12 protein-coding genes are annotated in these 12,434 nt (G+C 46.3%); 4 read left to right on the forward strand and 8 right to left on the reverse strand.

Annotation, left to right across the window (positions count from 1 at the left end):
• The first annotated feature begins 19 nt into the window (after positions 1 to 19).
• Positions 20 to 775 carry a GntR family transcriptional regulator gene (locus tag JHD44_RS07670; protein ID WP_199462171.1) on the forward strand — a complete coding sequence of 252 codons (756 nt, stop codon included), beginning with the start codon at positions 20 to 22 and terminating at the stop codon, positions 773 to 775.
• A gap of 59 nt (positions 776 to 834) precedes the next feature.
• On the opposite strand, the gene JHD44_RS07675 is transcribed toward JHD44_RS07670, so the two are convergent.
• The 5 genes from JHD44_RS07675 to JHD44_RS07695 form a co-directional block, all read right to left on the reverse strand.
• On the reverse strand, positions 835 to 1,830 hold the full coding sequence (locus JHD44_RS07675) for a YeiH family protein (RefSeq protein ID WP_199462172.1): 996 nt from the start codon (positions 1,828 to 1,830) through the stop codon (positions 835 to 837).
• A gap of 84 nt (positions 1,831 to 1,914) precedes the next feature.
• Entirely contained in the window at positions 1,915 to 2,985 is a 1,071-nt protein-coding gene (gene dctP, locus JHD44_RS07680; RefSeq protein ID WP_199462173.1) for a TRAP transporter substrate-binding protein DctP, read from the reverse strand.
• 39 nt (positions 2,986 to 3,024) lie between these two features.
• Entirely contained in the window at positions 3,025 to 4,317 is a 1,293-nt protein-coding gene (locus JHD44_RS07685) for a TRAP transporter large permease (protein WP_199462174.1), read from the reverse strand.
• A 56-nt stretch (positions 4,318 to 4,373) separates the two neighbouring features.
• A complete protein-coding gene (locus JHD44_RS07690) occupies positions 4,374 to 4,925 on the reverse strand; it encodes a TRAP transporter small permease (RefSeq protein WP_133560239.1) in 552 nt (183 codons plus the stop codon).
• 64 nt (positions 4,926 to 4,989) lie between these two features.
• Positions 4,990 to 5,892 (reverse strand): aldo/keto reductase, encoded by a 903-nt coding sequence (locus tag JHD44_RS07695; protein ID WP_199462175.1) that lies wholly within the window; start codon positions 5,890 to 5,892, stop codon positions 4,990 to 4,992.
• A 321-nt stretch (positions 5,893 to 6,213) separates the two neighbouring features.
• Here JHD44_RS07695 and JHD44_RS19080 point away from each other — a divergent pair, with 321 nt between their 5' ends.
• The 3 genes from JHD44_RS19080 to JHD44_RS07710 all read left to right on the forward strand — a co-directional run bounded on the left by JHD44_RS19080 (position 6,214) and on the right by JHD44_RS07710 (position 9,254).
• Positions 6,214 to 6,930, forward strand: coding sequence for a GntR family transcriptional regulator (locus tag JHD44_RS19080; RefSeq protein ID WP_199462176.1), 717 nt, complete (start codon positions 6,214 to 6,216; stop codon positions 6,928 to 6,930).
• A 28-nt stretch (positions 6,931 to 6,958) separates the two neighbouring features.
• Positions 6,959 to 8,083, forward strand: a complete 1,125-nt coding sequence (locus JHD44_RS07705) for a Gfo/Idh/MocA family protein (protein WP_199462177.1) — start codon at positions 6,959 to 6,961, stop codon at positions 8,081 to 8,083.
• 190 nt (positions 8,084 to 8,273) lie between these two features.
• Positions 8,274 to 9,254 (forward strand): TauD/TfdA family dioxygenase, encoded by a 981-nt coding sequence (locus JHD44_RS07710; RefSeq protein ID WP_199462178.1) that lies wholly within the window; start codon positions 8,274 to 8,276, stop codon positions 9,252 to 9,254.
• Positions 9,255 to 9,306: 52 nt separating this feature from the next.
• Here JHD44_RS07710 and JHD44_RS07715 read toward each other — a convergent pair whose 3' ends face one another.
• Genes JHD44_RS07715 through JHD44_RS07725 form a run of 3 tightly spaced genes read right to left on the reverse strand, consistent with a single transcriptional unit; the run spans position 9,307 to position 12,116 of the window.
• Positions 9,307 to 9,816: a DUF7482 domain-containing protein gene (locus JHD44_RS07715; RefSeq protein ID WP_199462179.1), complete on the reverse strand. Its 510-nt coding sequence runs from the start codon at positions 9,814 to 9,816 to the stop codon at positions 9,307 to 9,309.
• A gap of 39 nt (positions 9,817 to 9,855) precedes the next feature.
• Complete coding sequence (locus tag JHD44_RS07720) at positions 9,856 to 10,155, reverse strand: antibiotic biosynthesis monooxygenase family protein (protein WP_199462180.1); 300 nt, start codon at positions 10,153 to 10,155, stop codon at positions 9,856 to 9,858.
• A 29-nt stretch (positions 10,156 to 10,184) separates the two neighbouring features.
• Complete coding sequence (locus JHD44_RS07725; RefSeq protein ID WP_199462181.1) at positions 10,185 to 12,116, reverse strand: sigma-54-dependent Fis family transcriptional regulator; 1,932 nt, start codon at positions 12,114 to 12,116, stop codon at positions 10,185 to 10,187.
• Positions 12,117 to 12,434 lie beyond the last annotated feature (318 nt).

The raw sequence follows: 12,434 nt of genomic DNA on the forward strand, positions 1-12,434 counted from the left end.
TGTCCGTTTAGGAATTAACATGAGCCGAAATCGGGTAAACGAGCTATTTGGTGAAGCAGACACCTTGAGAGAAAAGGGAATTCCTCTCTATATGCAGGTGAAAAAAGCAATTCAAGCATCCATATCAGCTGGACGTTTGTTAAGCGGAGACACTCTGCCACCAGAAAGGGATCTCGCTAAATATTTAGACGTATCACGGGTGACCGTTCGTCGCGCGATCGATGAGCTAGTGAAGGAAGACGTTCTCACACAGCGCCAAGGGGCCGGCACCTTTGTCAGTGAACGAGTTGAGCAACCACTCAACCACCTCCGTAGCTTTACTGAAGTCATGATGGCCCGTGGTAAAGAAATCACTTCTAAATGGTTAGATAGATCCATCGGTATGCCCCATGAGGATGAATGCAAGGCCTTGAAGCTAAACTCCGAGGACGAGGTGGTGCGCTTTTACCGACTTCGCTATGCCGATGGCAAACCCATGGCTCTGGAAATGGCGACTATCCCAAGCCGTTACATTGTGAACCCGTTTGCAATGGAAGGTTCTCTATATGATTTACTGGAGAAACAAGGCTGCCGACCGGTACGAGCGTTTCAACGCTTACGGGCCGTCAGTATCGACGCCCAAAGAGCCAATTTAATGGATATCCCTGAACTAAGCGCGGTCCTCTACATTGAGCGTACTGCGGTCACCCAAGACGGAACGCCTATTGAGTTCACTCGGTCTTGGTTCCCCGGCGATTCTTATGACTTCGTAGCTGAAATCCACAACACAGTTTAAGACCGAAAATCCCCGCTTGATTAACCAAGCGGGGATTTTTATTGGAAGCGCTTGTGGAATTACACGAAATAGTAAGCTAATAGTGCTCCACACACTGCCATGAACACTGTTTCCCCAACAAGAATAAGCAATGGCGCCATGCCAACTTCTTTAAGTTTATTTAAGCGCGTACGCATACCAATTGCAGCAATGGCGAACACTAAACACCAACGAGAAAGATGTGCCAAAAATTCGATCACGATTTCAGGAATCCATCCCATGGTGTTCACAACCACTAAACCAATAAAAACCAATAGAAAAGGTGGTACTGGAAACTTTTTAGCAACGTTTTGACTCTGGCTTTTTCGCGCTAGCATTAGCGCTAAAACAAAGACAATGGGCGCAAGCATCGCTACACGAAACAGCTTTACCACCGTTGCATTATCACCAGTGTATTCAGAAACACCGTAGCTTGCGCCGACCACTTGGGCCACATCATGAATGGTTGCACCTAAAAAGAATCCTGTTTGACGTTCATCTAGGCCAATCCAATTGGCAATCATAGGATACACAATCATGGCCGTGGTGCTCATGGCGGTAATCCCTACAATGGTAAAAACCACTGAACGATTTGTGTTGTCATTCTTAGGCAACACTGATGCGACAGCGGCAGTTGCCGATGCCCCACAAATCGCTACTGCGCAGCCAGCCAACAGTCCCATGTTTTCCGGTAACTTCAATAGCTTTCCGGCGACGACTCCAATCATAATTACTGCTAACACCAATAATCCTGTACACAATAAGACAGGCCAACCAAAATCCGTCAGGGAGCTGATGGTGATTCTGGCTCCAAGTAGCGCCACTCCAGTACGCAGCAATGTGGATGCAGTAAACTCTAAACCGGAGCAGGTTTTCTCTTCGTCCGCCATAAAGTTAAAGCTCATGCCTAATAGCAATGCCATCAACATTACTGGTGCACCATAGTGTTCACTTAAAAAGGCCGCCGACAATCCCATCACTATAGCCAGCATGATGCCAGGAATTTTAGGCGCAAAAAGTCTCATTGGGTTATACATGACGTACCCATTGTATAGATATATAGAGTGTTGTTTGGGAAAGAGGCGGCGAACACCGCCTCTTATTTGAAGCGCTAAGCGAGCTTATTTCAGGTCTGCATCGTATTCAGAAGCAATTTTTTGCTCGGCTTCCTTAGCCGCATCGTTCAGCAGGTTGTACCATTTTTCACCGTCTTCAATGTTTTCTTGGAACCAAGTGTAAACAGGCTTAGCGGCTTCAGCGAACTGCTCTTTCTCTTCTGGAGATGGCACATACAACTCGCCACCTGCTTCAGCAAAGGCTTTGTAAGCGGCAATGGATTTACGTTTTGGTGAAGCAAACGTGGCTTGCTGCAACGCAGAGAAGCCATCGACCACGACACGGCGTAACTCTTCTGGCATATCCATAAATACATCATTATTCATATACCAAAGCGCTGACATGTAAGCGTGGCCATCAAGGGTCACGTACTTCAACCCAGCATCGGTGAACTTCATGCCCATGATGTCTGTGATACCGTTTTTGGAGCCTTCAACCACGCCTGTTTGGAATGATGTAAACAGATCACCCCATGGAATCGGTGTTGGGCTAGCACCTAGTGAACGTACTAGCTCCTGCGGCAGGTCAGAAACGACCGTACGAATTTTTAGCCCTTCAAGGTCCTCTGGAGTTTTCACCGTATGCTGGGTGTTAGCAAAGTTGCGCCAGCCGCCAGTGTTACCAATCGTCATTAGACGAACTGTATCACCGGAGTCTTCCAGGATTTGGTTACGTAGTTCGCGGGTAAAGTCGCCAGTAAAGACTTCCTCTGCAACGCGGTCATCACGCAATACATACGGCAAGTCTAATACTTGAACGTAAGGGTACATTGCCGAAGCCCCACCAGATGTAGAGATGTAAATGTCCACAGAACCGTATTCAACGGCTTCAAGACACTCGACACCATTACCACAAAGCTGAGTCCCCATGTAGATGTCTACGGCGATTTTGCCGTTTGAATGGGATTCTACGAAGTCTTTAAATACTACTAAGCCATCGTAGTCTTCATCGTTCTCGTTGGAGTTCGCCACAGCGCGCAGATTAAAATCCGCTGCCTGAGCTAGGCCACTTAACATGACTCCAGCACCGATTAACGTCGCGGCAACTACACTATTTATTTTTGTTTTCGTGAACATGTAACAGTCCTCATTAATGGTTTTGCTTTGCGTTTGCGCCTATCCAGCTACTAAGCCAAGCAACCTTGGCAAAGTCATGGATAGAGATGGGAAAAAGGTAACTAAGAAGATCACTAAAACCTCTACCGCCAAAAATGGCAGAATGGCTTTAGAGATCGTTTCGATGCGCTCACCAGAGACACTGGAAGCAACGAATAACACTAAGCCCATGGGCGGAGTTGCCAAGCCAACAGTCAAGTTGACACTCATGATGATGGCGAAGTGAACAGGATCGATGCCTAAGTTGATAAAAATCGGTCCTAAGATTGGCCCCAAAATAATGATGGCGGGGCCGGCATCTAGGAACATACCGACAATAAACAGAAGTAGGTTAATCAAGAACAGCAACATCAGTGGGTTTTCACTGATGGTCAGTACCCAGTCAGCCAAGATTTCAGCACTGTGAGACAGACTTACCACTGTTTTAAACGCTATGGCGGAGCCGACTAGTAACAGCACCACAGCCGACGCCTGCGCTCCCTTGATAAAAATGTCTGGTAGGTCGCTCAATTTAACCGTTTTCATTACCCAAACACTAATGATCAAGGCGTAGGCTGTCGCAATCGCAGACGCTTCCGTTGGTGTAAAGATACCGCCGATGATGCCACCTAAAATGATCACCGGAGCAAATAATGGAAAGATAGCGTTGCGTGTTGCCGTACCGCGCTCTTTCCAGGTGGATTTTGGCCCAGCAACAGGGAAATCATATTTCTTCGCCATTAAGGCAATCATGATCATCAAACCACCACCGATCAGAATGCCTGGTACAATGCCTGCTGCAAACAAGGCTGCGACGGACACTTCCATGGTGTAAGCGTAGATAATCATAATGCCAGATGGCGGAATAATAGGACCGATCACAGAAGATGCCGCAGTAATGGCGGTGGCAAATTTACGGCTATAGCCATTCTTCTCCATAGCAGGGATCATCATGGAGCCAATGGCTGAAGTATCCGCTACTGCTGACCCTGACAATCCGGCAAACAGCATACTGGAGAGAACGTTTACATGAGCCAAACCACCACGTACATGGCCAATAAAGGCTTGTGAAAACTGCACTAAGTTCATGGTAATGCCGCCACGGTTCATTAACTCGCCGGCTAGCATGAAGAATGGAATCGCCATCAAAGGAAAAGAGTCTATGCCGTTATAAATATTACGAAACAGCAAAGAGATATCTCGTTCCATGCCCGTCATATATAGCATGGCCCCTGGTGCTGCCAACATGGCAAAAAACACTGGCATACCAATTAACAGCAAGACTAAAAATAAAGGTAAAAACAGAGCTAACATAATGTGCGTCTCTTGTTATTGTTGTTCTCTATAAGCACCGTCAAGCGGTCACTGTGTTATTCAGCCGGGGCGTCAGCCCGAACTTCGGTACTCAGGGCCAACTGCTTTTGCCCCAATAGACAACCCAATTCCCGTAAACACAGCTCAATGTTCGCCAGAAGCATAGTGAAAAAGCACACAGGCATCGCAAGGTAGATCCAAGCTCGGGAAATATGAATCGATGCAGCTCTTGAACGGAAGCCTCGGTCAAAGAAGTCAATACCAAGTACCGTCAACTTCACCAATACAGCGCCTGCGACCAGCAGCAAGACTAACTTAAGTAGACTTGATGCTCGTTCTGGTAAAGCACTCAAGAACATATCAATCGCCACAAATGAGCCCCGCCTATAGGCTTCACCTGCCACCATGGCCATCATCCAAATCATTAATGCGCGGGCCGCTTCTTCAGGCCATGGCAAGGCGTTACCCAATACATAGCGACAGAAGACTTGTAATAAGATGACGCTGATCATCAATGCAACCAGCACCCAAGCAATGTTGCGACCAATGCGATTCAGCAGCAAATTAATGGTGGTAAAGCAGGACACCAGCATTCCTAGAATGGCCATGTGTTACTCCCTCAAAAACCTATTGTTATTGTTATCGTGTCTAACTGTTTAAGAGTTTCTCTGCTTAAGGGACTTCCTGACCCGCCGCCGCGGTCCAAAGCTCAAACCAAGTTTCACGATCAATTTGGATATCTAAAATATTAGAAAGGTCTTTGATTCGATCTGGGTTATTGGTTCCCACTACAGGCAAAATATTCGCAGGATGTGCTAACAACCAAGCAAGCGCAACATGATCAGAAGAAGCTCCCTGCTCTTTTGCTAAACGCTCAAATAACGGAGCCAAGCGACGAGTCTCAGGGGTATCACTAAACAAAGCACCGCCACCTAAAGGTGACCAAGCCATCGGCGTAAGTTGATCCAACTGCATGGCACTCAAGCTACCATTGGTAAAGGCATCACGGTGAAGCAAGCTCATTTCCACTTGGTTGGCAACTAGAGGATGACGCATGTTGGCTTGCAGTAAACGCCAGTCCCATACGTCAAAGTTAGAAACACCGACAGCACGTACTTTACCGCTATCGATTAGCGCATCTAATGCTGCGCCGGTTTCAGCGGCGTTCATTAAAGGATCGGGGCGGTGGATTAATAACAAATCTAGGTAATCCGTGTGTAAGTTGTTAAGGCTCTGCTCAACACTAGCGGTTACATATGCAGCACTGGTGTCATAGAACTTCACACGACGATCTGGGAATTTTTCAGACATCAGAGCGATGTCACATTTTGAGATAAGTTGCATCTTAGGACGCAAACTAGGGTCTTGGGCTAAGGCTTTTCCGAATAGCATCTCGCATTCGTAGTCGCCGTAGATATCAGCGTGGTCAAAGGTAGTAATCCCCTGCTCAAGGCACAGGTCAATTTTCTGTCTGACGTGGATCAGAGACACATCAGAAGCGTCTGCTAAACGCCAAACACCGTACACTAGACGGCTGAATTGTAGGTCAGACTTGCCAATTTGAACCATTCGCATTGTTTTCTCTCTCCGAATTTTGAGCGTTCCTGGCTTCCTGTGGACGCTCAGAATTTTGTTTTTGTTTTATGCTCCTCGCTTTAGGTCAGATTAAATCGATACCATCACGAGAGGTTGTATATTTACCCTAACAGTGTATTCTTGTGATGTAAATCAATAGTGAATGAATTTTCCTAAAAAGTTCTTTTTATCTCCTAAACCATGGTTGGTTTGGTGGGCGAATAATCTGCCAAGTCAGTCACTTAGGGCACTTCAGCTACTTACAATTGCCCATTTGACTTGTAAGATAGGGATACATATTGCGCAGGTTTAGGTGAAAAAGTGGAAAAGAAAAACAAGACAAATCAGCTACCGCTCTATATTCAGATTAGCGAATTATTAAATCGCGAAATTGCAGCAGGACATTGGTTACCCGGAGATCGGTTACCCATAGAGGCAGAGCTTGCTGCCAAGCTGGGCGTGGCGATTGGCACTCTTCGTAAAGCCCTTAAAAAGCTTGAAGAAGATGGTTTTTTAGAACGCCGCCAAGGCTCTGGAAATTATGTGAAGCGTGCGCCAGGTGGCCGTGCTATTTACCAATTTTTCCATCTGGAAACTCTAGAAGGTGGTGGAGTACCGACGGCTGATATTTTGTCTGTCACGATTGATGACGATGAGTTTGTGAAACGACAGTTAAACATCGAAGCAGATGGCAAGCTATGGTGTATCAAACGTGCTCGTTATCTTAATCGCGAACTTGTTGCTATGGAGCAGATTTGGTTCAAACACGCCCATGCACCAACTCTAAAACCAAAAGATTTACACGAATCGCTGTACCTCCATTATCGAGACAACTTTTCTTTTTGGATTAGTCGAGTGGAAGACGAAGTCGATTGTGCCCCCGCACCTAAATGGGTGACGGACAACCTGGAGTTAGCTCCAGAAACAACAATGCCAAAGGTGCATCGTAGAAGTTGGTCAAACGAAGGCAATATCGAAGAGTTTTCGTTTACATGGTATGACCCAGCCAAGTGTCGTTACGTTGCCCGGTGGCACTAACATTCAATAAAAACAAGAGGTTAGAAAAATGGGGAATTCCGTTCGATATGGCATCCTAGGTTGCGGAATGATGGGGCAAGAACACCTCAGAAACTTGGCTTTGATCGAGGGCGCACAAGTCGTCGCGATCACCGAACCCAATCAAGCTATGCAGAGCCGTTGCAGAGAGCTAGTGCCTGACGCACAATTTTTCGACACACTGGATGATATGCTAAATGCCGACCTTGGTCTTGAAGCACTGGTCATCGCTACGCCAAACTATCAACACGCGGAGCAACTGATAGAGCTATTTGAGCGCACCACCCTACCGATCTTAGTAGAAAAACCGGTGGTCAGTGATATCGCCCAAGTAGCTAAAATCCGTGATGCCGCAGCGAAGCACCCCGCTCCGGTTTGGGTCGCTATGGAATACCGCTACATGCCACCAGTAGCTCAATTCCGCAAACAGCTTTTAGAGGGCGACATTGGTGCCCTAAAGATGTTGAACATTCGCGAACACCGTTTCCCTTTTCTTGAAAAAGTAAACGATTGGAACCGTTTCAATCGTCAAACCGGCGGTACACTGGTCGAAAAATGCTGCCACTTTTTCGATCTAATGCGCCTTTTGATGCAGGGCGAAGTGAAGCGCGTATATGCTTCCACAGGACAAGATTGCAACCATCTAGAAGAACGCTACGACGGTGAAATGCCAGATATCATCGATAACGCGTTTGTCGTGGTGGACTTTGAGGACGGACAGCGCGCTTGCCTTGATCTAAATATGTTTGCAGAAGGCTCCCGCTACCAGGAAGAAATCTGTGCCATTGGCCCTAAAGCCAAACTTGAGTGCTTCGTACCAGGCCCAGGGCGCTTCTGGCCGACTGAAACGCTCGGCGCAGCTCCCATTCCGAAAGTGGTTCTTAGCCCACGTGATCCAAAAGGCCCAATCGAGTCTGACATCCCAGTGGATCCAGCTTTACTGGATGCTGGTGATCACAATGGCTCAACTTTTTACCAACACCTTGGCTTTTTCAAAGCCATCACAGAAAACGCTCCTGTAGACGTGACAGTGGAAGATGGCTTGAAAGCTGTCGTGATAGGCTTAGCCGCTCAACACTCTGCACAAACTGGCCAAGCCGTCACAATAACGGACTCTGGCTACGCTTTCGCGTAAATTAATTACAGAAAATAAAACTAAGTAAATCAATAGCTAATGATCAAGTAAGGCGTTTCTTACGAAAAATTCATTCACTATTGATTTACTTTTTAGATTCACGTGATTAGAGTTAATTAAATTCATTCACTATTGATGCACATCAATAAATGAATCCCTAACAACACGATGACCTAAATCGGGAGTAAATATGAGTGTGGTAATTTCCAAACTAGAAGAACAAAAACAAGTAAATGGGTTGGATTTTCCATTGCTGGTAACGCCTCACAACTCGGACGTTCAAAGCAATAAGATGGACTTTTTCAAATGGGTAGAAGGCAACAAAGCAGAACTTCATGATCTGTTGATCAAACACGGTGCCGTATTATTTCGGGGCTTCCCGGTCGAAAACTCCGACGAGTTCGAAAAGATGCTCGACCAAACAGACTACCAAAACATGCCCTATGTAGGTGGCGCCGCCCCTCGTGCACAGGTAACGGCTTCACGTATCGTGACCGCTAATGAGTCCCCAGCATCAGAAAAGATCCCGTTTCACCACGAAATGGCGCAAGTACCAACACCTCCAGGTTACATCTTCTTTTATTGTGAAACCTGTGCTGCCAAAGGTGGCGCGACCTCCATTCTTCATTCTGGCGAAATCTGCAAAAAATTCTTTGAAATCGCTCCTGACTTCGCCAAAAAAGTTGAAGAGCAAGGGGTTCGCTATGTACGAGTGATGCCTGAATTGACGGACAACACATCTGCCATTGGTCGCTCTTGGAAAGACACTTTTCATGTAAAAACCCGTGAGGAAGCAGAAGAAAAAATGCGCGAAGTGGGCATGAATTGGGAGTGGCTAGAAAACGGTGATGTACGCACAGAAACTCGCGTACTACCAGGTATTCGCTTCGATGATGAAACTCAACAAAAAACTTTCTTTAACTCTATTGTTGCTGTGTTCACAGGCTGGAATGATTCCCGCAACCAAGGGGAAAAAGCGGTCACGACAGCAGATGGGGAGCCAATGGATGCCATGGCACTTGAACAACTCGTTGAGGCCATGGATGAGCTGTGCATAAACTTTAAATGGCAAGCTGGTGATGTATTATGGATCAATAACCATACTGTTTTACATGCACGTCAACCATTTGAAGGCGAACGCCGCATTCTTGCCTCTATTTCTTTTAAATAAAGTCCTTAAAGGCGCTTGTGCAGTCAAGCGCCTTTCTAAACTCTTAACATCATCAATGACTTACGTAAGGTGATGGCACAATTGGACAGTTCACTACGACGTTCGTCCGTTCGATATTCACTAGGCCTTTCGCTTCTGCATCTAGTAATGCTTCTTCTGATTTGAGTTCGTAGGCATCATCAGGATTCACCCATTTCACCCAGTACATTAGCCAAAGTGGCGAATAGGCGGTATCAGTGCTTTGATAGCCTACTGGCGTGGGTGCCGAGGGGAAAATATTTCGCTGCTCACCATTGGGAAAGCCATAAACTCGCTCCAGTACCGTCTTTTGACGAGGCGGTTTGGGGTAATTTGGGATTGCATCACGCAAGCGCGGCACATAGTTGGCGCCCATCTCTTTTGCCATGTCCTGATCAGAAACATCCGTTGTCACATAATAGACAATATCATTATTGAACCAAGCACTTTGTAGTGGCAATGACACCTGTTTGGTCGAGTTGGTGGCGGCGCACCCCGTGAGACCGACCATTAACAAAATTCCCAGCACCCCTCGGACAGTCATTTCCTTCGTCTCCTTTTGCAAATACATGCCTATGAGTCTTTACTTAGAGATAAAGTTCCCAAGCTCTTCATAGACATTGACCGAAACCAAGGTTGCCAGTTTGCTCATGCGCAGGATTTCAGGAGGGTTATCACTGGACCAGAAGCTACGCCAGTCTTCCACTGTATTCCAACGGGCAATGGTGAGTAAGTGATTCAGTTTACTTTCATGCTGCAATAACACACTCCCGTGAGCACCAGCGTACATCTCTCGGACCAAACCTGTCGTTTGCTGCCATGCATCACAAAATTCTGATAGATGCTCTGGGCTGACATGCCATTCATATACTACTCGTATCATCACTCTCTCCTTAAGACATAACCGTTTTATTATAGATTCTTTTCTTTTGCATATTTATAAACAGTGTTCCGGCTGACTCCTGCGAGTTTAGCTGTTTGAGATACGTTACCATGAGTTTGTTCAAGCAATTTAGGTATTAAGGTATCGTATGATTCGGATTCTGGTTGCGTAGCATTTGCATTGACAGAATTCTGTAAATCGTCGAAGAAATCGTCTGGTAAATGCCAATCTTCCAGCTCATCCCCATCTGCCATGGCCATGCCCACTTTTAATACATGTACTAACTGACGCATATTGCCTGGCCAGGGATGCCCTTCTAACAGGGCCAACATTTCTTCTGACAGGGCTGGCCCTGGTTCCTCCAAACGTAAACGTTCATGAACATAGGAAATCAGTTTACGCTTGTCTTGGCGCTGGCGCAGCGAAGGCAGTTCAATATTTAAACCTGAGATTCGATAATACAAGTCTTGTCTAAAGCGCCCTTCTGTCACTTCGTCTTTCAGATTACGATTGGTCGCTGAAATCAGCTTTACATCGACAGGGTATACTTCAGTTGAGCCCAATGGCGTGACTACACGCTCCTGTAGCACTCGCAGTAATCTGGATTGCACCGTGGCAGGCATTTCACCGATTTCATCTAGGAATAAAGTACCTTTGTGCGCGCGTCTAATAAGACCAATCGAGCCTTTGTTTTGAGCGCCAGTGAAGGCCCCTTTTTCATATCCAAAGAGTTCAGACTCCACCAACTCGGATGGAATGGCAGCACAGTTGACGGCTACTAACATCTCTTTGTGACGGGAGCTGTGATAGTGCAAACTGCGCACAAAGATTTCTTTGCCCGCTCCCGTTTCACCATGGATTAAGATCGGAATGTCTTTCTCCATGATTTTGTGAGCTTGCTTTACGACGCGCTGCACCTGTGGGTCGCCATGCTCTAGCTCATCTAACGGAATCACATTATCAGGGATGCTGCTCGGCATACTTTGCTTCGCAATTTGCTGCGGCGGCGCTTCATAACCACCTGATGTGCGATAGTCAGGCACCTTCATCACTTGAGTGACAGGTGGCAGCACCTTCATATAAAACTGAAAACGCCCTAATGCTCGTTGCTTCATGGGCATGTGCAGCGGCTGGTTTTTAATCTCGCGCATGTCGCAGTCAAAAATCTGCGAAATATTCAGCAGCGATAAGTCCCGCGCCAAAACGATTTCAGCACGGCGGTTAGCCGAGACAATGGTGCCTTGATCATCCAATACCAATAATCCTGACCAATGGCTGTCGAGGCTGGTGAGATTGGTATTAAAGCTGACAATAAAATGATTCTGCTGGAATGCCGCAAAGATCAAACGATTTTCAACACTTAGAGACATGAGTTTAACCATGCCAAGGGTATGATCTTGAGGAAGATACGCGTCAGAGGAAATGTCTAGGACGCCCAATAGTTCGTTGCCCGTATCATAAATCGGTGAAGCTGACCCCACCATATAACGATTGGCACGTAAGTAGTGTTCATCACGGCCAACTTGAATGGCACGACCACTGATAATCGCCGTACCGATAGCGTTGGTGCCCACACCCTGTTCGGTCCATTGGTTACCTTCGACTAAACCGTGGTACTCACCGCGCCCAAAGCGATTTTGCCCCCATGTATTTAGTACATGCCCCTGCCGGTCCGCTAAGACAATAATACAGGCAGAGTTGCTGAGGATATTCTCGTAATAGGGAATGATCTCATTCTCAGTGGTTTCTAATAAGTTACGGTGTTGATCGCGTAAATCATTAAGCTCCCCTTTCGGCAGGGCGGCAAAATTCGGTTCAGAGGTATGCTCTAAACCAAACTGTTCACACCGATACCATGAGGCTTCGATCTGTTGTTTGTGTTCTTCGTCATTTAAGTTGACGTTGGGACTTCGCATTGCCTTGCTGTCATCCGATTCTTGTTGTTCTTTTTTTATCGTCATTGTGTGCTCCATTTGAAAAAGGAGCGACAAGCCAACTGCTATTCTGCTTGGCTCTGACCACAAGGTCAATTCAATTACCAAGGATTGTTCAATAGTGTTCAAAGAGACTGTTCAGTGAACACTTTTTACGGATGTGAACACTTCTGTTTCGTAAACGAACATTTTCTAAAAAGCGACTCGGAATTAATTTATACCTATATATTTCAATGACTTAATAGAAAAAACCTTTTTCTTACACAATCTTGGCACAGGCTTTGTATTGTTATTCTGACCACTGACATGTTTATGCATTTGCGAAAAGCGACAAGCCAATCTCTT

Origin of the sequence: Marinomonas ostreistagni (assembly GCF_016461785.1) — a bacterium.
GTDB lineage: Bacteria > Pseudomonadota > Gammaproteobacteria > Pseudomonadales > Marinomonadaceae > Marinomonas > Marinomonas ostreistagni_A.